The sequence below is a fragment of the Pseudomonas sp. PS01297 genome (genome assembly GCF_029959305.1).
Lineage (GTDB): Bacteria > Pseudomonadota > Gammaproteobacteria > Pseudomonadales > Pseudomonadaceae > Aquipseudomonas > Aquipseudomonas helleri.
This window is the reverse complement of the sequence record NZ_JASCPQ010000055.1, coordinates 1-25,241: the sequence shown is the minus strand read 5'-3', so window position 1 is coordinate 25,241 and position 25,241 is coordinate 1. Positions and strand designations below refer to the sequence as shown.

Here is a 25,241-nt window from a genome sequence, read left to right as displayed (position 1 = left end):
ATTAATTGAGACTTTCTACGCGGATGCGAACGACCGGACCTACAACACCTTGCAGCGCTTCAAGCGCAGTGATGGCGTCATTGATGTGCTGCTCGATAACACGGTGAGTCAGCAAAATCATTGGCACCAGACCGTCATGCTCTTCGGCTTCTTTCTGCATGATCGATTCGATATTGATACCGCGCTCCGACAAGATGCTGGCCACTTGAGCCAGGACGCCCGGATGGTCTTTGGCCTGGATGCGCAGGTAGTAAGCACTTTCACACGCCTCGATCGGCAGGATCGGGTGAGCAGACAACGCGTCCGGCTGGAAGGCCAGGTGCGGCACGCGGTTCTCCGGGTCGGAGGTCATGGCGCGCACCACGTCGACCAGGTCAGCCACCACCGAGGAGGCGGTCGGTTCCATGCCGGCGCCAGCGCCGTAGAACAGGGTCGAACCCGCCGCGTCACCATTGACCATCACCGCGTTCATCACGCCATTGACGTTGGCGATCAGGCGATCAGCCGGGATCAGGGTCGGGTGAACCCGCAGCTCGATGCCGCTGGCTGTGCTGCGCGCAACGCCCAGGTGCTTGATGCGATAGCCCAGGGCTTCTGCGTAGTTCACGTCAGCCGTGGTCAGCTTGGTGATGCCCTCGGTGTAGGCTTTGTCGAACTGCAGCGGAATGCCGAAGGCAATCGACGCCAGAATCGTCAGTTTGTGCGCGGCATCAATGCCTTCGACGTCGAACGTCGGGTCTGCTTCGGCATAGCCCAACGCTTGCGCTTCGGCCAGCACGTCTTCAAACGTACGGCCCTTTTCGCGCATTTCGGTGAGGATGAAGTTACCGGTACCGTTGATGATGCCCGCCACCCAGTTGATGCGGTTGGCCGACAAACCTTCACGAATCGCCTTGATAACCGGAATACCACCGGCAACCGCTGCTTCGAACGCAACGATCACGCCCTTTTCCTGAGCCTTGGCGAAGATCTCGTTACCGTGCACGGCAATCAGCGCCTTGTTGGCGGTGACCACGTGCTTGCCGTTTTCGATGGCTTTGAGCACCAAATCACGGGCGATGGTGTAACCACCAATCAGCTCGATAACGATGTCAATTTCAGGGTTGGTGGCAACAGCGAAAACATCGTTGGTAATGGGGGTACCGGTAATGTCGCACTGAGGGTTTGGCGTACGCAGAGCAATTTGCGCAACCTGGATGCCACGCCCGGCACGGCGGGCAATCTCCTCGGCGTTACGCTTTAGTACGTTAAAGGTACCGCCACCGACGGTCCCGAGCCCACAGATACCTACTTTGACCGGATTCACGCTGAACTCCCCATAAAACGGCCGACTCAAGGTCGGCCGTGGAAAACAACCGTGGACTGCCACGGTTCTCTATTAATAGCCGGGCAACTGAAGTGCCCGACCATGATCGTTACCGGCTTAGCGTAACGACGCAGGATTATTTAACACTGAGTGCCAGCTTGCCAACCTGCGCAGCAGGCTGATAACCCGGAATCACCTGGCCATCGGCAAGCACGATGGCCGGTGTGCCGTTGACCCCGATGGACTGCCCCAGGGCAAATTGCTTGGCAACCGGGTTGGCGCATTTCGGCGCGTTGACGGTTTTGCCGTCGGTCATCTTGTCCATGGCGCTTTTCTTGTCCGTGGAACACCAGACCGCCTGCAACTGTTGGTCACCCGGCGAGCCCAGGCCCTGGCGCGGGAACGCAACATAGCGCACTTCGATCCCCATTTTGTTCAGTTCGGGGATTTCGGCGTGCAATTTATGGCAATACGGGCAGGTGGTGTCGGTGAAGACGGTGATATGAGACTTGGTTTCACCGACCGCAGGGTAAACGACGGTTTCGGCCACCGGAATACCATTGATCAGTTTGGCAACGCCATCACGCTCAGCCTTTTCGGTGAGGTTGACCGGCTTGCCGTCCTTGAGCTGGAACATGTAGCCCTGCACGATAAACTGGCCATCGGCGCTGGCATACAGCACGCGGCTGCCCTTGAGCTTGACTTCATACAGGCCCGCCATCGGACTTGCGCTGATGCTCTCGATCGGAACATCCAGTTGCAGCGTATCAAGGCTTTTGCGAATGGCTTGTTCGGCGCCGGTATCGGCGAAAGAAAACGTACTGACCAACGCAATGGCTGCGGCGGCAAAAATCTGGGTCACGCGCATGGGAACTCCTGAAGGCGGACAAACGGCCAAGCCTGATACCACGGTGTAAAAACGGGTTTTGGCGGCTCGCTTTCGAAACCGGCAAAGCCTACCACAGATGGCTTGCCGGGCCGACGATCAACTGACGTCCAGCTAGCCTCGCGGATGGTGCTGGGCATGCAGATCTTGCAAGCGGGCGCGGGCTACGTGGGTGTAAATCTGCGTGGTGGACAGGTCGCTGTGCCCCAGCAGCATCTGCACCACGCGCAAATCAGCGCCATGGTTAAGCAAATGGGTGGCAAAGGCGTGCCGCAACGTGTGCGGGGACAGCGATTTTTCGATCCCGGCCACCATGGCTTGGTGCTTGATACGGTGCCAGAAGGTCTGGCGCGTCATTTGCTCACCGCGCAGGCTGGGGAACAGCACATCGCTGGGGCGGCCATTCAGCATTTCTGCACGGCCATCGCGCAGGTAGCGTTCAACCCAGACAATCGCCTCCTCGCCCATCGGCACCAGCCGCTCCTTGCTGCCCTTGCCCATCACCCGCAGTACGCCCTGGCGCAGGTTCACTTGCTCCAGAGTCAGGCTGACCAGCTCGGTTACCCGCAAGCCGCAGGCATACAGGACTTCGAGCATGGCGCGATCACGCTGGCCGATGGCTTCACTCAGGTCTGGCGCGGAGAGCAAGGCTTCTACGTCTGCTTCTGACAGTGACTTGGGCAATGGCCGGCCTAGCTGCGGCATATCGACCTGCAAGGTCGGGTCAACCGCTATGAGCTTTTCACGCAAAAGATAGCGATAGAACCCCCGTGCACCGGACAAAAAACGTGCGGTCGAGCGCGGCTTGTACGCCTGGTCGAGGCGCCAAGCCAGATGATCGAGGATCAACTCACGCCCGGCATCGATCAACTCGATACCGCGCTCCTGCAACCAGCCATTGAACAGCGCCAGGTCGCTGCGATAAGCATCGCGGGTGTTGTCCGACAGGCCTTTTTCCAGCCATAAGGCATCCAGAAAGCGGTCGATAAGCGGGTTGTCGATGGCAGGCATTGGCACTCGTACAGCACGGGCAGTGAGCCGCGCACAAATAAAATGTGAATTGAAAAAGCGGCCGCTAGTCTTTCATAGGCAGCCTGCGCGATAAACCATCAGTTTTTACGGGACTACGTATGACCGAACAACAGATTTTGCTGTCTTTCGGCGGTATCGGCCTTGCCGCACTGGCGTCCCAGTGGCTGGCTTGGCGGCTCAAGCTGCCGGCCATCCTGTTTTTGCTGCTGACCGGTATCTTGGTAGGCCCCGTGCTGGGCTGGCTCGACCCGCAAGCGCTGTTCGGCCCGCTGCTGATGCCGCTGGTGTCGCTGGCAGTGGCGTTGATTCTGTTTGAGGGCAGCCTGACCTTGCACCTGTCCGAATGGCGTGAGATCGGCAGCGTGGTGCACCGTTTGGTGACCATCGGCGCCCTCTCCACCTGGGCTGTGATCACTCTGGCTACCCATTGGCTGCTGGGCTTTGACTGGCTGCTGGCCCTGTTGTTCGGCACCCTGACCTTGGTCACCGGGCCGACCGTGATTGTACCGATGCTGCGGGTGGTGCGGCCCAAAGCGTCGATTGCCAACATCCTGCGCTGGGAAGGCATCGTTATTGATCCGATTGGCGCCCTGCTCGCCGTGGTGGTTTACAGCTTTATCATCGCCCGCGCCAGCGACAACGGCCTGAGCCAAAGCTTGTTGACGTTTGCCGGGGTCATCGTCTGCGGCAGCCTGTTTGGCATTATCGGCGGCTGGATCATGGGCCAGATCGTGCGCAAGCAATGGCTGCCTGAATACCTGCAAAGCCTGGCGACGCTGGCCGGGGTGCTGGGGGTTTTTATTGCGTCCAACCAGGTGATGCACGAGTCCGGGCTGCTGGCGGTCACGCTCATGGGCATGTGGATGGCCAACATGAAGGGCGTCGATGTGCGCAACATCCTGCACTTCAAAGAAAACCTCAGTGTGTTTCTGATTTCAGGCCTGTTTATTCTTCTGGCGGCACGTCTGGACTTGCACGCCATGATCGGCCTCGGGCCTGTGGTGCTGGTTTTGCTGTTGATCATTCAACTGGTCGCCCGCCCTTTGAATGTGCTGCTGTCCACGGCAGGGTCAAAGCTCAGTTGGCGCGAGCGCGCCTTGCTGGCCTGGATCGCGCCGCGCGGAATTGTCGCGGCGGCCGTGTCTGCGATTTTCGCGATCCGGCTCAACGAGGCGGGCCATGAAGGCGCGCTGTTACTGGTGCCGCTGACCTTCGCGGTGATCATTGGCACTGTGGTGCTGCAAAGTGCAACCGCACGGCCGCTGGCGCGCCTGCTCAAGGTCGCAGAACCGCCCCCCAGCGGTTTTTTGATCGTCGGCGCCAACGGTCCGGCCCGGGCCATCGGCAAAGCCCTGCAACAACAAGGCAGCCGCGTGGTACTCACCGACTCCAACTGGGAGAACATCCGCGCTGCGCGCATGGACAACTTGCCCACTTACTTTGGTAATCCGGCCTCACAACATGCCGAGACACATCTGGATTTGGTGGGGCTCGGGCATTTACTGGCCTTGTCGGCGTCTGGCGAGCTGAACACCTTGGCCGCGGTGCGCTTCGCCCATGAGTTTGGCCCGCGCCGGGTGTTTGCGCTGGCCAACGGCCAGGAACACCGCCGTTCTGACAAACACCGCGCCAGCCATGAATACCGCGGGCTCGCGCTGGGCAATCCAGCCCTGACATACGGGCAACTGGCCAGCGAACTGAGCCAAGGCGCGGAGATGTACAGCACCACCCTGACCGACAACTTCACCTGGGAGGATTACCAGAAGCTGCACGGTAAACGCGCCACCCTGCTGTTCGCCCGTGACAATACGGGCTGGGTGCATGTGGTGACGCCCGAAAGCGAATTGAAACCGGGCGCAGGGTGGACATTGCTGGCGCTGATCAGGCAGGACGCCTGAATGGATTACGGCTGCTGCGCAACCGATCGCAGCCTCGTACCTCGTCATCGACTACACAATCTGTAGGAGCGAGCTTGTCTCGCGATCTTTTGATCTGGCTTTAGCTCTTGGACGGCGGTCCTGCGGCCCGCATCGCAGCCTCGTACCTCGTCAGCGGCTACACATGGTCATATCCGCTATTTAATACCCCGGCAACACCGGCACCGGGCGTTTGGCATCGTCGATGGCGACAAAACTGAACAAGCCCTGGATCGCCAGTTCTCGGCCATCACTGCTCATGCTCTCGACATACACCTCAACTTCAACCTTGAGGCTGGTGTTGCCCACTTTCACCACGCGACCAATCAATTCAACAATCGAACCCGCCGCTATCGGGTGGTTGAAGTCGATACGGTCAGTCGAAACGGTCACCAACGGTAAACGGCAGAAACGAGTCGCGGCGATGAACGACACTTCGTCCATCCAGGCCAGCGCTGTGCCGCCAAACAAGGTGTTGTGGTGATTGGTGGTCGAGGGGAATACTGCCTTGGTAATGCTGGTGACGGATAAATCTGTACGACGTTGGATCTCTTGCTCGCGCGAAGTCATGCTTTTTACTACCCACAACTGGACAAAGGTCTGACAAATTTCAGGCAACAAAAAAGCAGCCCGAAGGCTGCTTTTTTCTGCATCGGGAAGCTGGACTTAAGCCAGTTTTTCCTTGATGCGAGCTGCTTTACCGGACAGGTCACGCAGGTAGTACAGCTTGGCTTTACGAACGTCACCGCGACGCTTCACAGCCATGCTGTCGATTTGCGGGCTGTAGGTCTGGAAAGTACGCTCTACGCCAACACCGTTGGAGATTTTACGAACAGTGAAAGCACTGTTCACGCCACGGTTACGCTTGGCAATCACTACACCTTCGAAAGCTTGCAGACGCGAACGGTCGCCTTCCTTCACTTTCACCTGAACGACAATGGTGTCGCCCGGGGCAAAGGTAGGGATCTCTTTGGTCATCTGCTCTGCTTCGAGTGCAAGGATGATTTTGTTAGTCATGCTGTGCTCCTAAGGTAGATCGTCTGGATCTACCATCGATACGTTGTTAACTATCGTCCCGCTCGCGGATATATTCCTCAAGCAGCTTCTTCTCTTCTCCAGAAAGCGAGCGGCTTTCCAGAAGATCGGCGCGTCGTTCAAAGGTCCGCCCAAGGGACTGCTGTAAACGCCAACGCCGGATGTGTGCATGATTGCCACTTAGCAATACGTCGGGAACACGCTGATCCGCATACACCTCCGGTCGGGTGTAGTGCGGGCAATCCAGCAGACCGTCCGTGAAGGAATCTTCCTCCGCGGAGTCCACATGCCCTAAAGCTCCGGGCAGCAGTCGTGTAACCGCATCAATCAGAACCATCGCCGGTAGCTCGCCACCGGAAAGTACATAGTCACCAATCGACCACTCTTCATCGACATAAGCGTCTATAAAACGCTCGTCAATGCCTTCGTAACGACCTGCAATGAGGATTAATGCTTCCTCATTCGCCAGTTCGCGTACCGCCGACTGATTAAGCTGGCGGCCTTGGGGCGACAGGTAAATTACCTTCGCCGCCTCTCCGGCTGCTTCTCTGGCCTGAACCAGCGCATCTTCCAGAGGCTTGATCTTCATCACCATGCCCGGACCACCGCCAAATGGGCGATCGTCCACAGTGTGATGCCGGTCCGTTGTGTAGTCCCGCGGATTCCAACAGGTGAGCTGCAAGAGCCCTTGTTTCACCGCGCGACTGGTGATGCCATAATCGCTGATGGCGGAAAACATTTCGGGAAACAAACTGATCACTTCTACGCGTAATTTAGCCACGCTTAGAAGTCCGCATCCCAATCCACCTTCATCTCGCCGGCTACCAGGTCGACGCTCAGCACACATTGCTCTGTATAGGGCAACAAGCGATCACGGTCATCCAGGCTACCTGGGCAAGGTTTGACGTACATCACATCGTTAGAGCCAGTCTCTAGCAGGTGATCGATTTTGCCGAGCAATTGCCCTTCTGTATCGATGACCTTGAGGCCTTCAAGCTCGTACCAGTAGTACTCGCCGTCGGTCAGTTCAGGGAACAGGCTGCGTGGAACGCAGATTTCGAATTCGCGAAGAAGACCTGCTTCATCACGGTCATCGAGACCCTTGATCTTCACAACCAGAAACTTGCCGTTCTGGGAACGACCACTGACCAGCTCTACCTGCCGCACATCAGCACCACGCCGAAGCGTGACTTTTTTGTAATCGAGCAGGTTGTCAATTGGATCCGTAAAGGAATACACCTTCACTTCGCCGCGTACGCCATGAATCGAAAAAATCTTGCCGATAACGATCAAATCATCAGCAGTTTCTGGCGTCACGCTCATATTGCTCAGGCCGCAACCTTAGCTTTTTCGTTTTCTTTAACCAACTGAGCAACACGCTCAGACAGTTGTGCACCAACGCCCAACCAGTAAGCGAGACGGTCTTCTTTAACGGAGAAACGAACTTCCTGACCACGGGCAACCGGGTTGAAGAAGCCAATTTGTTCCTTGTGGGAACCATCACGTGGGTTACGGCTGTCGGTAACGGTCAAGTGGTAAAACGGGCGCTTTTTGGAGCCGCCAAGGGCAAGACGGATTGTTAGCATGTGAACATCGTTCCTGTAGTCGGTGCTGCAAATCTAAATGCACAGCGGGCATAGGTGCCCGAAAGGCCGCATATTCTAAGGAATATCCGGACTTTTGCAAATGTCTTTTTCAGGCGCCTATGGGCCTGCGATGTAGATTTGCCATAAGGCCGCCACGAATGGCGACAGGTCAGCTCCCGCACAACGCGGGTTTGCCGGGTGTCTCGCAAGGTTGCGAGTTACCCGCACGCACGCGTGCGGGCGGGTAATTTACATTTTTGGCATGCCGCCGCCGGGCAACATTGAGCCCATGCCGCGCATCATTTTGGCCATTCCGCCTTTGGCAGAGAATTTTTTCATCATCTTTTGCATCTGCTTGTGCTGCTTGATCAAGCGGCCGATGTCCTGCACCTGAGTGCCGGAACCCATGGCAATACGACGTTTGCGCGAACCGCTGATCAGGTCAGGGTCACGACGCTCGGCCGGCGTCATGGAGTTGATGATGGCTTCCATTTGCTTGAACTGCTTTTCAGCTGCGCCCTGGGCATTGCCCATTTGCGCCAGATTGACACCGCCCATGTTCGGCAGTTTGTCCATGAGGCCGCCAAGGCCGCCCATGTTCTTCATCTGTTGCAGTTGGTCGCGGAAGTCTTCGAGGTCGAAGCCTTTACCTTTTTTAAGCTTTTTAGCCAGTTTGTCGGCTTTGTCTTTATCGAGCGTCTGTTCAGCTTGCTCGATCAGGCTGAGCACGTCGCCCATGCCCAGAATGCGCGAAGCAATACGGTCCGGGTGGAACGGCTCGAGCGCGTCGCTCTTCTCGCCCATACCGATGAACTTGATCGGCTTGCCGGTGATCGAGCGCACAGACAACGCCGCACCACCTCGGGCATCACCGTCGACCTTGGTCAGGATCACCCCGGTCAGCGGCAGCGCATCACCAAAGGCCTTGGCAGTGTTGGCCGCGTCTTGGCCGGTCATGGCGTCGACCACGAACAGGGTTTCGACCGGCTTGACCGCCGCGTGCAGCTCCTGAATCTCGGCCATCATCTCGGCGTCGATGTGCAGACGACCGGCGGTGTCGACGATCACGACATCGATGAATTTGAGCTTGGCTTCATTAATAGCCGCTTGCGCGATGGCCACTGGCTTCTGGCTGATATCGGACGGGAAGAACGTAACGCCCACTTCGCCCGCCAGGGTTTCCAGCTGTTTAATGGCCGCCGGACGGTAGACGTCGGCCGATACCACCATCACGGTTTTCTTTTTGCGCTCTTTAAGGAAGCGCGCCAGCTTGCCGGCGGTAGTGGTTTTACCCGCACCCTGCAAACCGGCCATCAGAACCACGGCGGGCGGCGCAACATTGAGGAGCAGGTCCTCGTTGGCAGCACCCATCAGGCTTTCGAGTTCGGCCTGGACGATTTTTACAAATGCCTGACCCGGCGTCAGGCTGCGCGACACTTCGGTGCCGACCGCGCGCTCTTTGACCGAGTTGACGAAGTCTTTGACCACCGGCAAAGCCACGTCGGCTTCCAGCAACGCCATGCGCACTTCACGCAGGGTGTCTTTAATATTGTCTTCGGTCAGCTTGGCCTTGCCGGTGACATGGCGCAGCGTCTGCGAGAGACGATCGGTTAAATTTTCAAACATGCGCGATCCTTTCAGGCCCAAAGTAGACCGGGGTAATTGCGGCCCAGCCCGTGTAAAACTGATGCTCGGCGAGCCTGCGGCGTGGGCAGGTCGCGGATTATAGCGAAGACTGGCCGCCGCGCACACCTTGGCGTCGCGTATGTGGTCTTTCGTGTACGGCCGGTTGTATGCCAAACTCAGCCCTTTCGGGCTTGCCTAACAGGATTTATGCTCCCCTTGTCACCCAGCTTGCTACCCAGCCTCGCCGCCGCCTGCTTATATGCCGCTGCGACCTTTTATCAAGGCAAATGCCTGCGCCAAGGCGCCAAGGCCAACAAACGCCTGTTGGTAACGCTCGGCATTCTTGCCGTCATCGCCCACGCCGCGAGCCTGTTTACCCATTTGCTGACACCGGCAGGCCTTGAGCTGGACTTTTTCAGCGCCGCGAGCCTGATTGCCGTGGCGGTAATTATCGTGACACTGGTGGCCTGCGCCCGCATCCCGGTCGAGAACCTGCTGCTACTGCTGTATCCGTTGGGGATATTCACTGTACTGATGTCGCAGTTCGCCCCCGCCGGCACTGTTCAGGTGGTCGATGAAGAGCCGGGGATCCTGCTGCACATCCTGCTGTCGATTCTGGCGTACGGCATGTTCACGATTGCCGTGTTCCAGGCATTGCTGCTGTCTTTGCAGAATTACCAGCTCAAGCACAAGCACCCCAAAGGCCTGATCAAAAACTTCCCGCCGCTGCAAACCATGGAAAGCCTGCTGTTTGGCTTCCTGTGGGCAGGCTGGTCGCTGCTGTCACTGTCGCTGATTTCTGGCTGGGTGTTCCTGGGCAACCTGTTTGCCCAGCATCTGGTGCACAAGACCCTGCTGGCTTGCCTGGCCTGGATTGTCTTTAGCGTGTTGCTGTGGGGGCGTAACCGCCTCGGCTGGCGCGGGCACAAAGCCATCCGCTGGACGCTTGCCGGTTTCTGCCTGTTAATGCTGGCCTACTTTGGCAGCAAACTGGTCCGTGAATACATTCTGCATATCTGACGGCGATGAATATGGATAGCTTGCCCCACGGTCCAGTGCTTGCAGTGTTGGCCCTGCTGTTTCTCGGCTTAGGCTTCTTTATTGGCAAAACGTCGCGCAAGACCGGCGCCAAGGCGCACCGCGACGCGCCGCAGCAGTCGCCCAGCGAAGTCCCGACCCGCGACGCCGAGCCCTCCAACAGCCGCCCCGGCCTGCTGTCGGGCATTCAGGCGCTGGACAACATCACCGTCAACGACATCCTGATTCCGCGCAGCGAAGTCGAAGGCCTGAACCTCGATGACCCGATCGAAGACCTGATCGAGCAATTGCGCCTGACCAAACGCACGCGCCTGCCGGTGTTTCACAACGACATCAATCAGGTCGAAGCCATCCTCAATACCCGGCACATCCAGCACATGCTGCCCGATGCCAGCCTGACCAAAGAAGCCTTGCTGGCGGTCTGCCACGAACCGTACTTCGTTCCCGAAAGCACCCCGCTGCAACTGCAACTGCTCAACTTTCATAAGCAGCAGCGCCGCATCGGCGTGGTGGTCGACGAATACGGTGAAGTGCTCGGCATTGTCACCCTGGAAGACATTCTCGAAGAGATCGTCGGCGAATTCGAAAACGAGCAAGACCTCGATAACCCGCACATTGAGCCGCTCCCCGATGGCCGCTATGTAGTCGATGGCGCCGCCAGCCTGCGCGAATTGAACAAAAGCCTGGGCTGGCACCTGCCCAGCGACGGCCCGAAAACCCTCAACGGTCTGGTCACTGAAGCGCTGGAGACCATCCCCGAAAGCACCGTGTGCCTGAAGATCGGCCACTACCGCCTCGAAATCCTCGCCACCGAAGACAACCGCGTCAGCCGTGTGCTGATCTGGCACGACAGCGTCAAGCTCGCGGCCTGATCACCATGTAAGGCCTTGTTACATTCGATTTGGCCTCCCTATAATCAATGCGCTTATCCAAGCCCCGCCGACACGCGTGCTACCCGCACCCAGCGCTGTCAGCGGGTGGCTGCACGTACAATCAGCGCTTGTTCCCATCCCGAACCGCGTTTACACCCAGCCTCAGGGCTCAACGACCATAACAATTGCTCCGGCATATCCAGCTTTCAGGGCGGATAGCGACCACGAGCTCATAACTGTCAGGGATATGCGCATGACTTCCAGCACCACTTACAGCGAAGCCTCGCCTGATAAACCGGCCAATTCCGCGACCCGCGTCGCGACGGCCAGCTTTATTGGCACGGCCATCGAGTTCTATGACTTTTATGTCTATGCCACGGCGGCAGCATTGGTCATTGGCCCGGTATTTTTCCCGCAAACATCCGGCACCGCACAAATGCTGTCGGCGTTTCTGACCTTTGGTATCGCCTTTCTCGCACGCCCGCTGGGTTCATTCCTGTTTGGCCACTTTGGTGACCGGGTCGGGCGTAAATCCACGCTGGTGGCGTCCCTGCTGCTGATGGGCGTGTGTACCACTTTGATCGGCGTGTTGCCGGGCTACGCCACCATTGGCGCCTGGGCCCCGATCCTGCTGTGCGTACTGCGCTTCGGGCAAGGCCTGGGGTTAGGCGGGGAATGGGGCGGCGCGGCCTTGCTGGCCACCGAAAACGCGCCAAAAGGCAAGCGCGCCTGGTTCGGCATGTTCCCGCAATTAGGTCCGTCGATTGGCTTTCTGGCTGCCAACGGCCTGTTCCTGATACTGGCCATGTCCCTCAGCGACGAACAGTTCCGCTCGTGGGGCTGGCGCATTCCGTTCCTGTTGAGCGCCGCGCTGGTGATGGTCGGCCTGTATGTGCGCCTGAAGCTGGAAGAAACCCCGGTGTTCGCCAAAGCCGTGGCGCAACACGAACGGGTAAAAATGCCGATCGTCGAGCTCTTTGCGCAATATTGGGCACCGATGCTGCTGGGCGCCGCCTCGATGGTGGTGTGTTATGCGCTGTTTTACATCTCCACGGTGTTTTCGCTGAGTTATGGCGTAGCAACCCTGGGCTACACCCGCGAAACCTTCCTGGGCCTGCTGTGCTTTGCCGTGCTGTTTATGGCCGCGGCAACACCGCTGTCGGCCTGGGCCAGCGATCGTTACGGGCGCAAGCCGGTGCTGGTGGTCGGTGGCGTGCTGGCGATTCTGTCCGGCTTTTTGATGGAACCGCTGCTCACCCACGGCACCACGTGGGGCGTGGCGCTGTTCTTGTGCATTGAGCTGTTTTTGATGGGCGTGACCTTCGCCCCCATGGGCGCCCTGCTGCCTGAACTGTTCCCGACCCGCGTGCGTTACACCGGCGCGTCGGCAGCCTATAACCTGGGCGGGATTGTCGGCGCATCGGCCGCACCGTTCTTCGCCCAGAAGCTGGTGGCGATGGGCGGTTTGAGCTGGGTGGGCGGGTATGTCTCGGGCGCAGCGGTGCTCAGCTTGATCGCTGTGCTGTGCCTGAAGGAAACCAGAGAAGCGGACCTGAACAAGGTCGCATAACGACTGTAGGAGCGAGCTTGCCTCGCGATCTTTTAAAGCTCAAAAGATCGCGAGACAAGCTCGCTCCTACAGGTCGGGTTACAGCTCTACAACAACCGCTTGGGCGGCGCGGGTGGCTTTGGCGCGGGCCGCTTCAATCGACTCGTCACGGGCCAGGGCAACGCCCATGCGGCGCTGACCATTGACTTCTGGCTTGCCAAACAAGCGCAGCGCGGTGTCCGGCTCGCTCAGGGCGGCGCCGAGGTTGGCGAATGCGGTCTGGGTCGACTGACCTTCTACCAGAATCACGGCCGAAGCCGATGGGCCGAACTGACGGATCAACGGGATCGGCAAGCCCAGAATGGCGCGGGCGTGCAGTGCAAACTGTGACAAGTCTTGCGAGATCAGGGTCACCAGACCGGTGTCATGGGGGCGCGGCGACACTTCGCTGAACCACACCTGATCGCCTTTGATAAACAGCTCAACGCCAAACAGGCCACGACCGCCCAGCGCTTCAGTCACCGCTTTGGCAACGCGCTCGGACTCAGCCAGAGCGATCGGGCTCATGGCCTGTGGCTGCCAGGATTCCTGATAATCGCCCTTCTCTTGACGATGGCCGACCGGCGCACAGAAAGTTGTGCCGCCTACGTGGCGCACGGTGAGCAAGGTGATTTCGTAATCGAAGTCGATAAAGCCTTCGATGATGACCCGGCCTTTGCCCGCACGACCGCCTTCTTGGGCGTAGTCCCAAGCCTTTTGCACGTCGTCAGCGCTGCGCAGCAGGCTCTGGCCTTTGCCGGACGAGCTCATCACCGGCTTAACCACGCATGGGAAGCCCAGGTCCTCGACCGCTTTGCTGTAGTCCTCGAAGGTGTCAGCGAAGTGATACGGCGAGGTTGGCAAGTCCAGCTCTTCAGCGGCCAGGCGGCGGATGCCTTCGCGGTTCATGGTCAGCGACGTGGCACGCGCGGTCGGGATCACGGTAAAGCCTTCGGTTTCCAGCTCAACCAGCGTCGCAGTGGCGATGGCTTCGATTTCCGGAACGATGAAGTGCGGCTTTTCCAGCTCGATGACGGCACGCAGCGCAGCGCCGTCGAGCATGTTGATCACGTGGCTGCGGTGCGCAACCTGCATGGCCGGGGCATTGGCATAGCGATCAACGGCGATCACTTCAACGCCCAGGCGCTGCAATTCGATGACGACTTCTTTACCCAGCTCGCCGCAGCCACACAGCAATACGCGGGTCGCGGTCGGCGACAGTGGAGTTCCGATACGGGTCATTTCAGGTCCTCAAGGAAGCAAATCATCGAAGGCGCGTGCAACGCTCGCGCCTGCCGGGAAGAAAGGCCAGCATTTTACATGATCCAGCGTGTCAGGCTTTAGCTTGGTTGGCTTTGCGCAACCGCCAGGCCATGGCCAGCCAGACACAGGTCACACCGGCAAATTTTGAAGCCATCGCGGTGATGATCACGCCGGGGGTAAAGGCATCGATCATGCCGAAGAAGATAAAGGTATCAATCGGGATGCTCAGCGCCGAGCTGATCCACAGACGGTCATGCAACGGCCGCTTGGTGATACTGAACACCAGCCAATCAATGCATTCGGACACCGCAAAGGCGGTGGCACTGGCCAGGGCAATCGAGGGATCGGAGGTGATATAGGACAACACCAGCGCGACCAGCATGGCTATCAACGCGCCATGACCGAAACGGGTTTGCACCATGTCGCGCAGCACAAAGACCAAGCCACCCCAGGCTGACCAGATGATGTCCAGGTGCGGCGCCGAGGAGAACGCGTAGTTGATCAGCACAACGCTGGCGATGTAAGCGATTAGAAACAGCATGGTTGCGGGTGGCACCTCAAATTAAGGCGCACAGGGTACTTGAGTCATGCCCTTTTTTGTAGCCGCTGCCGCAGGCTGCGATGGGTTGCGCAGCAGCCCCAGGATTTTGAAGCCCCTTCGGGCCTTATCGCAGCCTGCGGCAGCGGCTACAAAGCAATTACTGACCGCCCAACACCCACATCACGCCGCTGGATTTGGCCCGTTCATGACACAAGGCCAGCACTTCGCGGCGCTCGGGGTTGGTCATGCGGCTCCAACGGGTGATTTCGGCCACGGTGCGCTGGCAGCCGGTGCAGATGTCATCGTCGTCCAGTGCGCAAATGCTCACGCACGGCGAAGCGACTGGGCGATCGGCATCACTCATCGTCTTGCACCGCCAGGTCGCGGGCATAGCGCTGGCCGTTTTTCACATAGCTGGCCGCGCTGGCTTCGAGCATTTTTTTCTGTTCTTCGGTCAGCTCACGCACCACTTTGCCCGGCGAGCCCATGACCAGCGAACCATCCGGGATCTCCTTGCCTTCGCCGATCAGCGAGTTGGCGCCGATGATGCAGTGTTTGCCGATTTTAGCGCCGTTGAGGATGACCGCATTAATGCCGATCAGGCTGTAATCGCCCACGGTGCAGCCATGCAACATGGCGTTATGGCCGATGGTCACGCCCGTGCCCAAGGTCAGCGGGTAGCCCATGTCGGTGTGCATCACCGCGCCGTCCTGCACGTTACTGTGCTTGCCGATCAGGATCAGTTCGTTATCGCCGCGCAACACAGCGTTAAACCAGACACTGGCGCCCTCCTCCAGACGGACCTTGCCGATCAGGGTGGCATTGGGGGCCGCCCAACTGTCGGGATGTGTGTCGACACGGGAATCGCCCAAGCGATATTTCATACTGATGTCCTCAAGGCAGGCGTGGCTGTCTGCAGACAGCTCTATACATTGATAAAACGTTCAGGCGGGGTGTGCAGGCTGATGTTGACGTCGTCGTACAGCAGGTTCATCAACTCAACGATCATGATCGCCGACAGGCCCCAGATCTTGTAAACACCAAAACGGTAACTGGGCACATACCAGCTGCGCCCCTGGTAATCGATACGGTGGGTGTGCTCGCGCGGGTCCTGGCGGAAAAAATCCAGCGGCACGCTGAACACCGCCGCAATCTCGGCATCGTTGGCCAGATACTCGACGTAGTCCGGGACCAGCCCCACATAAGGCGTGACACGGATACCGTGCAATGAGACCAAAGGGCTGAGAGGCCCGACGACCTCGACCAGCCCCGGCGGCAAACCGATTTCTTCTTCAGCTTCACGCAGGGCAGTAAACACCAGGTCCGGGTCTTCGGGGTCGCGGCGCCCGCCCGGAAAAGCCACTTCACCGCCGTGAGTCGACAACCCGCTGGCACGCAGGGTCAAAATCAGTTCAGGCTTGTCACTGCGCGTCACCGGCAACAGTACCGCGGCCTCCGGAAAGCTGCGGTCTGTTTCCAGCGTCCGTGGGGTGTAGCGACTCATACGGCTAAGTAGCTCATCCAGCATAGGTCATCTCGATCCGTCACTTATCGGGCATCATGCACCAAATTGCCCAAGGCACCCAAGCCCCAGACTGTCGCAGGGCACAAAGTGGGGCTTGCCGTAAATTCGTCTCAGCCCCAAGATAGGCGCCACAGCGCGAGAGCACAGCATGAAATTTTGCAGTCAGTGCGGCAACTCTGTCAGCCAACATATCCCGCAGGGCGATTCGCGCCTGCGTTATGTCTGCGACCACTGCCACACGATTCATTACCAGAACCCGAATATTGTCGCCGGCTGCCTGCCCACCTGGGGCACGCAAGTGCTGCTGTGCCGTCGCGCCATCGAACCGCGCAAAGGCTTCTGGACACTGCCCGCAGGCTTTATGGAAAACGGCGAAACAGTCGAACAGGCCGCCCGCCGCGAAACCCTCGAAGAAGCGTGCGCCCAGGTTCAGCAGTTGGCGATCTACACGCTGATTGATGTACCCCACATTAATCAGGTGCATATTTTCTACCGCGCCCAATTGCAAAGCCCCGACTTTGCCGCTGGTGAAGAAAGCCTCGAAGTGCGGTTGTTTGATGAGGCCGATATCCCTTGGTCCGAGTTAGCTTTTCGCACGGTGAGCCGTACCCTAGAATGCTTTTTTTCTGATCGCCCGACACAGGCTTACCCTGTGCGCAGCGAGGCGGTGCCACCGCTGCCAGAGTCGATAACACCCCCACAATAATGATGCTCGCCTTGTACCTCAGGAATACCTCCCTAATGCGCTGGTTGCTTGCTGCACTTTGCCTGTCGTTTGCCGTTACTTGCCAAGCCGCTGTAGTCATGACTATCAACGGTAAGCCCGTCGACAAAGAACAGGTGCTTAAACCACCCCAAGCGTCACAACGGACCAGTGCCAGCAAAACGGTCGACAAGATCCTGGTGATCAAGTCTGCGCGCAGGCTCGAGCTGATCAGCGATGGAAAAGTGATCAGAAGCTATCGCATCTCATTGGGCAAACAGCCTAAAGGGCCAAAATTACAGGAAGGCGACAAACGCACCCCCGAAGGGCTGTACTGGGTGGATTGGCGCAAGCGCAGCGACAAGTTCAACCTGGCCATGCACATCAACTACCCCAACATCACCGATGCCGCCAAGGCTCGGCGTGAAGGGGTGAATCCGGGGTCGATGATCATGATTCACGGCACGCCAGACTCGGAAGACAACCCCGAAGAGCTGTTTCACACGCTGGACTGGACCGATGGCTGCATCGCCATGAAGAACTACGAAATGCGCGAAGTCTGGAACATGGTCAAAGACGGCACGATGGTTGAGATACGCCCTTAACCTGCAAAAACGCCGCCCACTAAAAAGCCCGCTGCCCCCATAAGGGCCAGCGGGCTTTTTTATGCAGCGCCGGGTTAGATATCAGCCAGGCGCCACACCTCGTATGCAGGTGTTTCATACGGGTGGCTGTGCTTGAGCGCAGCCACCACGGCCTCAATCAACTCATCTGCCACGACCAGCTCAACTTTCCATTCGCCGACATACTCGACCTGACCGGTTTGCCCGATAAACGGCTGACTGCCGTCCAGCGCACGAAACTGGCCCTGCCCCATGGTCTGCCAGGCGCAGTGGTCATAGCTGCCGATGCGACCGCCACCGGCGGCGAACACTGCATCCTTGACCACGTCAACATGGCTTGGCGGAACGAAAAAGCTGAGCTTGTACATACCTTAATCGACCCAGACGCGAGCGTTACGGAACATGCGCAACCATGGCGCATCTTCGTTCCACTCTTCAGGACGCCACGAGTTCTGCACGGCGCGGAACACACGCTCAGGGTGCGGCATCATGATCGTCACACGGCCATCACGGCTGGTGAGACCGGTAATGCCACGCGGCGAGCCGTTCGGGTTGGCCGGGTAGTTTTCAGTGACCTTGCCGTGGTTGTCGACGAAACGCAGGGCAACGGTGCCCGACAGATCGGCTTGCAACAGCGCTTCAGGGCTGGCGAACTCTGCGTGGCCTTCACCGTGAGCGATGGCGATTGGCATGCGCGAACCGGCCATGCCCTGCAGGAAGATCGAGTTCGACTCTTGCACTTGAACCATGGCAACACGGGCTTCGAATTGCTCGGAGCGGTTACGCACAAAGTGCGGCCACAACTCGCTGCCCGGAATCAGTTCGCTGAGGTTGGACATCATCTGGCAACCGTTGCACACACCCAGGCTGAAGCTGTCGGTACGCTCGAAGAAGCCCTGGAAAGCATCACGTGCGCGGGCGTTGAACAAGGCCGACTTGGCCCAGCCTTCACCGGCACCCAGTACGTCGCCGTAAGAGAAACCACCGCACGCTACCAGACCCTTGAACTCGTTCAGGTCGACACGGCCGGCCAGAATGTCGCTCATGTGCACGTCGATCGCGTTGAAACCGGCACGGTCAAACGCCGCTGCCATTTCAACCTGACCGTTAACGCCCTGCTCACGCAGAACGGCAACTTGTGGGCGAATGCCTTTTTTGATGTACGGCGCGCTGATGTTGGCGTTGACGTCAAAGCTCAACTGAGCGGTCAGGCCCGGGTTGTCTTCTTCCAGCAGCACGTCGAATTCTTGCTGTGCGCAGTCTGCGTTGTCACGCATACGCTGGATCTGGAAGCTGGTTTCAGCCCACTGGCGCTGCAACTCGCCGCGCTGGCCAACAAACACTTTGTCACCGTGGAAGCTGATGGTGACTTCGCTGTTGTTCAGCGGCTGACCAATCACGTCCACGCATTCACCCAGACCCGCCGCGCTGAACTGTGCGAGCACGTCAGCGGTAGCGTCCTGGCGAACCTGGATCACGGCACCCAGCTCTTCGTTGAACAGCACGGCCGGCAATTGACCAACGCTGTCGGCCAGGCAATCGAGGATCAGGTTCAGACCGCAGTGACCGGCAAAGGCCATTTCCATCACGGTAGTCAGCAAACCGCCATCGGAACGGTCGTGGTAAGCCAGCAGATGACCATCAGCGTTCAAGCCTTGAATCACGGCGAAGAAGGCCTTGAGGTCTTCTGCGTCGTCAACGTCCGGGGCTTGTTTACCAAGCTTGCCGTAGGTCTGGGCCAGGATCGAAGCGCCCATACGGTTTTGGCCACGGCCCAGATCGATCAGGATCAGATCGGTCAGGCCTTTGTCCATGCGCAGTTCTGGGGTCAGGGTACGGCGAACATCGAGAACCGGGGCGAAACCGGTGACGATCAGCGACAGCGGCGAGGTCACGCTCTTGTCGGTGCCTTCATCGTTCCAGCGGGTTTGCATCGACATCGAGTCTTTGCCCACCGGAATGGTGATGCCCAGCTCAGGGCACAGTTCCATGCCGACCGCTTTTACGGTGTCGTACAAACGCGCGTCTTCACCTGGGTGGCCAGCCGCCGACATCCAGTTAGCAGACAGTTTGATGTCAGAGATTTTGCCAATTCGCGAGGCCGCGATGTTGGTCAGGGTTTCACCGATGGCCATGCGGCCCGACGCCGGAGCATCAAGCAGTGCCAGCGGCGTACGCTCGCCCATGGCCATGGCTTCGCCGGTGTACACGTCAAAGCTGGTCGCGGTGACGGCAACGTCTGCTACCGGCACCTGCCACGGGCCGACCATTTGATCACGGGCAACCAGGCCGGTGATGGTACGGTCGCCGATGGTGATCAGGAAGCTCTTGCTGGCGACTGCCGGGTGGTGCAGAACGCGCTCGATGCACTCGCCCACGTTCAGCGCTGCCGGATCGAAGTCATCGCCCAGCTCGGCTTCACGTACTACCGAACGGTGCATGCGTGGCGCCTTGCCCAGCAACACTTCCAGTGGCATGTCTACCGGGCTGTTGCCGAAATGGCTGTCGGTGACGGTCAGTTGTGGCTCGGCAGTTGCCTCGCCCACCACGGCAAACGGGCAACGCTCACGTTCGCAGATGGCCTGGAAGCGCTCGAAGTCTTCAGCGCTGACTGCCAGAACGTAACGTTCTTGGGATTCGTTACTCCAGATTTCGTGCGGGGCCATGCCCGGCTCGTCGTTTGGAATGTTGCGCAGTTCGAAACGGCCACCACGGTCGCCGTCGTTGACCAGCTCAGGGAAGGCGTTGGACAGACCGCCCGCACCCACGTCGTGGATGAAGCTGATCGGGTTTTTGTCACCCAGTTGCCAGCAACGGTCGATCACTTCCTGGCAGCGGCGTTCCATTTCCGGGTTTTCGCGCTGTACCGAAGCGAAGTCCAGGTCGGCCGAGCTTGCGCCAGTAGCCATGGACGAGGCAGCACCGCCGCCCAGGCCGATCAACATGGCCGGGCCACCCAGCACGATCAGCTTGGCGCCAACGGTGATTTCGGCTTTTTGTACGTGTTCGGCGCGGATGTTGCCCATGCCGCCCGCCAACATGATGGGCTTGTGGTAACCGCGCACTTCATCACCGTGCGGGGTGGTGATGGACTGCTCGAAGGTACGGAAGTAACCGGTCAGGGCCGGACGGCCGAACTCGTTGTTGAACGCCGCGCCACCCAGCGGGCCTTCAATCATGATGTCCAGCGCCGTCACGATGCGCTCTGGCTTGCCGTACGGCACTTCCCACGGCTGGGTAAAGCCCGGGATTTGCAGGTTGGACACGGTAAAGCCGGTCAGGCCTGCCTTTGGCTTGGCGCCACGGCCGGTTGCACCTTCGTCACGAATTTCGCCACCGGAACCGGTCGCGGCACCCGGGAACGGGGCAATGGCGGTTGGGTGGTTGTGCGTTTCAACCTTCATCAGAATGTGCACAGGCTCCTGCACCGCGCCGTACTGGCGGGTTTCAGGGTTCGGGAAGAAACGCCCGCCAACGCTACCGACGATCACCGATGCGTTGTCTTTATAAGCCGACAGAACGCCTTCGCTGTGCATCACGTAGGTGTTTTTGATCATGCCAAACAGGCTTTTTTCCTGGCTTTGGCCGTCGATGTCCCAACTGGCGTTGAAGATCTTGTGGCGGCAATGCTCGGAGTTCGCCTGGGCAAACATCATCAGTTCGATGTCGTGCGGGTTTCGGCCCAGACCATTGAACGCATTGACCAGGTAGTCGATTTCGTCTTCAGCCAGCGCCAGGCCCAACTCGACGTTGGCTTTTTCCAGCGCGGCGCGACCGCCACCCAGCACATCAATGGCGGTCAGCGGCTTTGGCTCGGCATGGCTGAACAGACCGGCAGCCTGCTCCAGGTCGCCCAGTACGATTTGGGTCATGCGGTCATGCAGAACCGATGCAATCAGTTCGGCATCGGCGTCGCTGAACTGGCCAGCCACATAAAAAGCAATGCCGCGTTCCAGGCGCTGGATTTTCGCCAGGCCACAGTTACGGGCAATATCGCTGGCCTTGCTCGACCAAGGAGAAATGGTGCCAAACCGCGGCAACACCAAAAACAGTCGGCCATTTGGCTCTTGGACCGGCACGCTTGGGCCGTACTTCAGGAGACGAGCCAGTACCTGCTGTTCATCGCTGGTCAGATCACCGGTGACATCGGCAAAGTGGGCGAACTCAGCATACAAACCACTGACAGCCGGAACCTTGAGGCTCAGTTGTGCAAGGAGTTTGCTGTGGCGAAAGGCAGAAAGGGCAGGAGCGCCGCGCAGGATCAACATCTTCGGGACAGCCTCGGGAGGGGTGTGCTTTGAGGCCCGGCATTCTAGCCTAAACCTTCGGTCACGGCACCCGAAACGGCACACTAGACGTACGCCAAACGTCGTTAATCGACCAAATCCTTATTCTTTATGGCTATCAGCGTGTAAACAGATGGTCGGTAATGATCTTTAGACCCCGTTCCAACCCCCATTCCACAGGGGTTACAGCGTTTTGGGCGGCTGTTATCAGAATGCCCACAGATTGTCGAGATATGGCACCCGTGCTGCTTTGCGTATACTGCGCGCATGTTTTCTCTAACTGCATTCCGCCAGCGTGGGGCCAAGTGGCTGCTCGTAACCGGACTCTTCCTGATGCTCGGTGCCTGCGTTGAAAAACCCAGCACCCTTGAGCGCGTAAAGGAGGATGGGGTACTGCGGGTGATCACCCGTAACAGCCCGGCCACCTATTTTGAAGATCGCAACGGCGAAACCGGCTTTGAATACGAGTTGGTCAAGCGCTTTGCCGACGACCTGGGCGTCAAGCTGGAAATCGAAACGGCTGACAACCTCGACGACCTTTTCAACAAACTGGGCCAACCTGACGGCCCGGTTTTAGCTGCTGCCGGTCTGGTCAGCAGCGATAACCGCCTCGCACAAGCCAAGTTTTCTCACCCGTACCTCGAAGTCACGCCGCAGATCATTTACCGCAACGGGCAATCACGCCCTACCACGGCGGCCGATCTGGTCGGCAAGCGCATTACCGTACTCAAGGGCAGTTCCCACGCCGAACAGCTCGCCGAACTTAAAAAGCAATATCCCGGTATCGAATATGACGAGTCCGACGCCGTTGAAGTCGTCGACTTGCTGCGCATGGTCGATGAAGGGCAGATCGACCTGACCCTGGTCGATTCCAACGAAATGGCCATGAACCAGGTGTACTTCCCCAACGTACGCGTGGCCTTTGATTTGGGCGATGCCCGCAGCCAGCGCTGGGCCGTGGTCGCAGGCGAAGACAACAGCCTGCTTAACGAGATCAACACCTACCTGGACAAGGTCGAGAAAAACGGCACCCTGCAGCGCCTTAAAGACCGCTACTACGGCCACGTTGATGTATTGGGCTATGTGGGCGCCTACACCTTTGCCCAACACTTGCAACAACGCTTGCCCAAATACGAAGTGTTCTTCAAGGATGCCGCGAAAAAAGAACAGATTGACTGGCGTCTGCTGGCAGCCATGGGCTATCAGGAATCCTTGTGGCAAGCCGCCGTAACCTCTAAAACCGGGGTTCGCGGGCTGATGATGCTGACCCAGAACACTGCGCAGGCCATGGGCGTATCTAACCGGCTGGACCCCAAGCAAAGCATTATGGGGGGCGCCAAGTACCTGGCTTATATCAAGGACCAACTGGACAGTGATATCGCCGAGCCAGACCGTACCTGGTTTGCACTGGCGGCCTACAACGTGGGCACGGGGCATCTGGATGACGCACGCAAACTGGCGGCCAAAGAAGGCCTGAACCCGAACAAGTGGCTGGACGTGAAGAAAATCCTGCCTCGCCTTGCGCAGAAGCAGTGGTACAGCAAAACCAAATATGGCTACGCCCGTGGCGGCGAGCCTGTGCACTTCGTGGCCAACATCCGTCGTTACTACGACATCCTCACCTGGGCCACACAGCCGCAGCTTGAAGGCGACCAAGTGGCCGACGGCAAACTGCACATCCCCGGCATCGACAAGACCAAGCCCAAAGAAGAACCGCAGCTGTAACGCACGCTATCGCTTAGGGGCAGATCACACTGTAGGAGCGAGCTTGCCTCGCGATCTTTTGACCTTTGAAAAGATCGCGAGGCAAGCTCGCTCCTACAGGTTTTGAATATGTCTTAGGCTTTTGAGGCCGCCAGAATCAAAGCTTTCATCTCGGAAACGGCCGATTTGAAGCCCACGAACAGTGCATGGGCAACCAATGCATGGCCAATGTTCAGTTCGTTGATGCCCTTGATCGCCGCCACGGCTTCGACGTTGTGGTAGTGCAGGCCATGCCCGGCGTTCACAATCAGCCCCTGCCCCAGGCCAAAGGCCACGCCATCAGCCACGCGTTGCAGTTCTTCTGCCACGTCAGTCGGGCTCTGGGCATCGGCATAACGACCGGTATGCAGTTCGATGGCGGGAGCGCCCACACGGCGCGACGCTTCGATCTGGCGCTCGTCCGCGTCAATAAACAGCGAAACCTCGCTGCCAATTTTGCTCAGACGCTCAACAGCAGCCTTGATCCGCGCTTCTTGCCCGGCAACATCCAGACCGCCTTCGGTGGTCAGTTCTTGACGGGTTTCAGGGACGAGGCAGATATGCGCCGGGCGAATGCGCTCGGCAAACGCCATCATCTCTTCAGTCACGCCCATTTCGAAGTTCATGCGCGTTTGCAGCACATCCTTGAGCAGCAGGACATCGCGCTCTTGAATGTGGCGACGGTCTTCGCGCAGATGCACGGTGATGCCGTCGGCCCCCGCCTCTTCCGCGTCCAGAGCCGCTTTTACCGGGTCCGGGTAACGCGTGCCTCGCGCCTGACGCAGCGTAGCTACGTGGTCGATGTTCACGCCAAGAAGAATGCGATTGCTTGTGGTCACGAGGGCTCTCCTGAAGAGTTGAAGATTCGGCGCACAGCATACCGGTCTATTCAGGGCTTGCGAAACAACTCACGACTGGCCAGGGGCTTACCGGCCAAATGAACGGCCAATGCCTGACGCATCAGTCGCTTGGCAGCAGACAAGGCGCCCGTTGCAGTCCAGTCGGCTTGCGCCATGGCCAGCAGCTCAACACCGTTGAACAACCCCGGCTGCAGCAACCAGACACGCTCAAGCCCGGCATCCACTTGCAGGCGATACAGGCCATCGGCCTCGATTGCACCGCCGTGGATGTCTTCGGTCAGCGAAAAGCTGTAACCCAGGTCGTCCAGCAGCCGCCATTCGAACGCCCGCAGCAAGGGTTCCAACGGCCGCCCTTCGGCCAAGGCCAGCAAGGTAGCAGCGTAGTGATCGAACACCGCAGGGTGCGGGTCTTCGGCGGGGAGCAGGCGCACCAGCAGTTCATTGAGATAGAGCCCGCTGAACAGGGCTTCACCATTGAGCCAGGTCGAAACGCCTGCGCTTTCCATGCGCCCGACATTTTTCAGCTCGCCGCGACCATGGAACTCGATTTCCAGCGGTACAAACGGCCGGGCCAAGGTGCCCGCCTTGCCCCGCGCATTACGCAGCACGGCACGCAGACGACCTTGCGGCGTGATGAAGTCCACCAGCGCGCTGGTTTCACGGTAAGGGCGACTGTGCAAGACGTAAGCGAGTTGAGGGACGATGGATTTGCCGGACATGGGCGATCAGCTTTATCAGAAGTCTAATGTGGGAGCGGGCTTGCTCGCGATAGCATCAACTCGGCAAGGCAGGCAGACCGGTTGATGCTATCG

General features: G+C 58.7%; 24 protein-coding genes and 1 pseudogene. 7 read left to right on the top strand and 18 right to left on the bottom strand.

Features of this window, described 5'->3' with window-relative positions:
* Nucleotide 1 precedes the first annotated feature (1 nt).
* The 3 genes from QMX84_RS16655 to xerD form a co-directional block, all read right to left on the bottom strand.
* Nucleotides 2–1,306, bottom strand: coding sequence for a homoserine dehydrogenase (locus QMX84_RS16655; protein WP_262124368.1), 1,305 nt, complete (start codon nucleotides 1,304–1,306; stop codon nucleotides 2–4).
* Between the two features lie 136 nt (nucleotides 1,307–1,442).
* Nucleotides 1,443–2,174, bottom strand: coding sequence for a thioredoxin fold domain-containing protein (locus QMX84_RS16650; protein WP_048368169.1), 732 nt, complete (start codon nucleotides 2,172–2,174; stop codon nucleotides 1,443–1,445).
* Nucleotides 2,175–2,306: 132 nt separating this feature from the next.
* Nucleotides 2,307–3,203, bottom strand: coding sequence for a site-specific tyrosine recombinase XerD (gene xerD, locus QMX84_RS16645; RefSeq protein ID WP_262124370.1), 897 nt, complete (start codon nucleotides 3,201–3,203; stop codon nucleotides 2,307–2,309).
* A 119-nt stretch (nucleotides 3,204–3,322) separates the two neighbouring features.
* On the opposite strand from xerD, the gene QMX84_RS16640 reads away from it, so the two are divergent.
* Nucleotides 3,323–5,122, top strand: coding sequence for a sodium:proton antiporter (locus QMX84_RS16640; protein ID WP_262124372.1), 1,800 nt, complete (start codon nucleotides 3,323–3,325; stop codon nucleotides 5,120–5,122).
* A 180-nt stretch (nucleotides 5,123–5,302) separates the two neighbouring features.
* Here the strand turns inward: QMX84_RS16640 and QMX84_RS16635 are convergent, their stop codons facing one another.
* From QMX84_RS16635 to ffh, 6 genes are all read right to left on the bottom strand, one after another.
* On the bottom strand, nucleotides 5,303–5,710 hold the full coding sequence (locus QMX84_RS16635; RefSeq protein ID WP_048368173.1) for an acyl-CoA thioesterase: 408 nt from the start codon (nucleotides 5,708–5,710) through the stop codon (nucleotides 5,303–5,305).
* 96 nt (nucleotides 5,711–5,806) lie between these two features.
* Nucleotides 5,807–6,157, bottom strand: coding sequence for a 50S ribosomal protein L19 (gene rplS / locus QMX84_RS16630; protein ID WP_003175895.1), 351 nt, complete (start codon nucleotides 6,155–6,157; stop codon nucleotides 5,807–5,809).
* Between the two features lie 46 nt (nucleotides 6,158–6,203).
* Nucleotides 6,204–6,956: a tRNA (guanosine(37)-N1)-methyltransferase TrmD gene (trmD, locus tag QMX84_RS16625; RefSeq protein WP_048368174.1), complete on the bottom strand. Its 753-nt coding sequence runs from the start codon at nucleotides 6,954–6,956 to the stop codon at nucleotides 6,204–6,206.
* A 2-nt stretch (nucleotides 6,957–6,958) separates the two neighbouring features.
* Entirely contained in the window at nucleotides 6,959–7,498 is a 540-nt protein-coding gene (rimM, locus tag QMX84_RS16620; RefSeq protein WP_153391216.1) for a ribosome maturation factor RimM, read from the bottom strand.
* Between the two features lie 5 nt (nucleotides 7,499–7,503).
* Nucleotides 7,504–7,761, bottom strand: coding sequence for a 30S ribosomal protein S16 (gene rpsP / locus QMX84_RS16615; RefSeq protein ID WP_262124375.1), 258 nt, complete (start codon nucleotides 7,759–7,761; stop codon nucleotides 7,504–7,506).
* A gap of 249 nt (nucleotides 7,762–8,010) precedes the next feature.
* Entirely contained in the window at nucleotides 8,011–9,387 is a 1,377-nt protein-coding gene (ffh, locus tag QMX84_RS16610; RefSeq protein WP_048368178.1) for a signal recognition particle protein, read from the bottom strand.
* Between the two features lie 207 nt (nucleotides 9,388–9,594).
* Between ffh and ccsA the strand changes: the two genes are divergently transcribed.
* From ccsA to QMX84_RS16595, 3 genes and pseudogenes are all read left to right on the top strand, one after another.
* Nucleotides 9,595–10,407 (top strand): cytochrome c biogenesis protein CcsA, encoded by an 813-nt coding sequence (gene ccsA, locus QMX84_RS16605; RefSeq protein ID WP_048368180.1) that lies wholly within the window; start codon nucleotides 9,595–9,597, stop codon nucleotides 10,405–10,407.
* A gap of 200 nt (nucleotides 10,408–10,607) precedes the next feature.
* Nucleotides 10,608–11,297 (top strand): annotated as a pseudogene (locus QMX84_RS16600) (transporter associated domain-containing protein); the annotation flags it as partial.
* Nucleotides 11,298–11,550: 253 nt separating this feature from the next.
* Nucleotides 11,551–12,867 (top strand): MFS transporter, encoded by a 1,317-nt coding sequence (locus QMX84_RS16595; RefSeq protein ID WP_048368467.1) that lies wholly within the window; start codon nucleotides 11,551–11,553, stop codon nucleotides 12,865–12,867.
* Nucleotides 12,868–12,945: 78 nt separating this feature from the next.
* Here QMX84_RS16595 and purT read toward each other — a convergent pair whose 3' ends face one another.
* The 5 genes from purT to QMX84_RS16570 all read right to left on the bottom strand — a co-directional run bounded on the left by purT (nucleotide 12,946) and on the right by QMX84_RS16570 (nucleotide 16,217).
* Complete coding sequence (gene purT, locus QMX84_RS16590) at nucleotides 12,946–14,127, bottom strand: formate-dependent phosphoribosylglycinamide formyltransferase (protein ID WP_282364294.1); 1,182 nt, start codon at nucleotides 14,125–14,127, stop codon at nucleotides 12,946–12,948.
* 91 nt (nucleotides 14,128–14,218) lie between these two features.
* Entirely contained in the window at nucleotides 14,219–14,689 is a 471-nt protein-coding gene (locus QMX84_RS16585) for a VUT family protein (protein ID WP_048368183.1), read from the bottom strand.
* A 157-nt stretch (nucleotides 14,690–14,846) separates the two neighbouring features.
* Nucleotides 14,847–15,053 carry a DUF1289 domain-containing protein gene (locus tag QMX84_RS16580; protein ID WP_282364293.1) on the bottom strand — a complete coding sequence of 69 codons (207 nt, stop codon included), beginning with the start codon at nucleotides 15,051–15,053 and terminating at the stop codon, nucleotides 14,847–14,849.
* Complete coding sequence (locus tag QMX84_RS16575; RefSeq protein WP_123749686.1) at nucleotides 15,046–15,573, bottom strand: gamma carbonic anhydrase family protein; 528 nt, start codon at nucleotides 15,571–15,573, stop codon at nucleotides 15,046–15,048. Before QMX84_RS16575 ends, QMX84_RS16580 begins: the two co-directional genes overlap by 8 nt.
* A gap of 41 nt (nucleotides 15,574–15,614) precedes the next feature.
* Complete coding sequence (locus QMX84_RS16570) at nucleotides 15,615–16,217, bottom strand: CoA pyrophosphatase (protein ID WP_048368187.1); 603 nt, start codon at nucleotides 16,215–16,217, stop codon at nucleotides 15,615–15,617.
* A gap of 145 nt (nucleotides 16,218–16,362) precedes the next feature.
* On the opposite strand from QMX84_RS16570, the gene QMX84_RS16565 reads away from it, so the two are divergent.
* Together QMX84_RS16565 and QMX84_RS16560 are read left to right on the top strand one after the other, a co-directional pair.
* Nucleotides 16,363–16,920 carry an NUDIX hydrolase gene (locus QMX84_RS16565; RefSeq protein ID WP_262124382.1) on the top strand — a complete coding sequence of 186 codons (558 nt, stop codon included), beginning with the start codon at nucleotides 16,363–16,365 and terminating at the stop codon, nucleotides 16,918–16,920.
* A 35-nt stretch (nucleotides 16,921–16,955) separates the two neighbouring features.
* The gene (locus QMX84_RS16560) at nucleotides 16,956–17,522 is read left to right on the top strand and encodes a L,D-transpeptidase family protein (RefSeq protein WP_123749685.1); all 567 of its coding nucleotides are present in this window, start codon (nucleotides 16,956–16,958) and stop codon (nucleotides 17,520–17,522) included.
* 74 nt (nucleotides 17,523–17,596) lie between these two features.
* Here QMX84_RS16560 and QMX84_RS16555 read toward each other — a convergent pair whose 3' ends face one another.
* Entirely contained in the window at nucleotides 17,597–17,908 is a 312-nt protein-coding gene (locus tag QMX84_RS16555) for a YqfO family protein (protein ID WP_262124384.1), read from the bottom strand.
* Nucleotides 17,909–17,911: 3 nt separating this feature from the next.
* A complete protein-coding gene (purL, locus tag QMX84_RS16550) occupies nucleotides 17,912–21,808 on the bottom strand; it encodes a phosphoribosylformylglycinamidine synthase (protein WP_048368191.1) in 3,897 nt (1,298 codons plus the stop codon).
* A 285-nt stretch (nucleotides 21,809–22,093) separates the two neighbouring features.
* Between purL and mltF the strand changes: the two genes are divergently transcribed.
* Nucleotides 22,094–23,551 carry a membrane-bound lytic murein transglycosylase MltF gene (mltF, locus tag QMX84_RS16545; RefSeq protein ID WP_048368192.1) on the top strand — a complete coding sequence of 486 codons (1,458 nt, stop codon included), beginning with the start codon at nucleotides 22,094–22,096 and terminating at the stop codon, nucleotides 23,549–23,551.
* A gap of 113 nt (nucleotides 23,552–23,664) precedes the next feature.
* Here the strand turns inward: mltF and pdxJ are convergent, their stop codons facing one another.
* Nucleotides 23,665–24,408 (bottom strand): pyridoxine 5'-phosphate synthase, encoded by a 744-nt coding sequence (gene pdxJ / locus QMX84_RS16540; RefSeq protein WP_262124386.1) that lies wholly within the window; start codon nucleotides 24,406–24,408, stop codon nucleotides 23,665–23,667.
* A 50-nt stretch (nucleotides 24,409–24,458) separates the two neighbouring features.
* Complete coding sequence (gene recO / locus QMX84_RS16535; RefSeq protein ID WP_282364292.1) at nucleotides 24,459–25,148, bottom strand: DNA repair protein RecO; 690 nt, start codon at nucleotides 25,146–25,148, stop codon at nucleotides 24,459–24,461.
* Nucleotides 25,149–25,241: the final 93 nt, after the last annotated feature.